At 54.8% G+C, this 239-nt stretch carries 1 pseudogene; it reads right to left on the bottom strand.

From position 1 onward, the window contains the following. A pseudogene (locus MO867_RS23065) lies at nucleotides 1–239 on the bottom strand (IS5/IS1182 family transposase); the annotation flags it as partial.

The following is a 239-nucleotide window of genomic DNA, read 5'->3' as shown; positions in this document are numbered from 1 at the left end:
ATCTCCGGATCACGTTCACCGGTTTTGTTCTTGGTGGAGCTGGGTGCTTCGATAATGGTGGCATCGACTAGCGAGCCCTCTTTCAGCAGCACACCGGCTTCAGACAACCACTGATTCACTTCTTCAAGAATCTGGCGGGCCAGGCCATGGCGCTCCAGCAGGTGACGGAACTCCAGAATGGTGGTGTGATCGGGGATGGATTTATCCAGCGACAAGCCAGTAAACAGCCTCATTGACGC

This window comes from Microbulbifer okhotskensis (assembly GCF_023895975.1).
In the GTDB taxonomy this organism is placed as follows: domain Bacteria; phylum Pseudomonadota; class Gammaproteobacteria; order Pseudomonadales; family Cellvibrionaceae; genus Microbulbifer; species Microbulbifer okhotskensis.
Note: the sequence above shows the minus strand (reverse complement) of the source record. Positions and strands in the feature narration are given on the sequence as shown.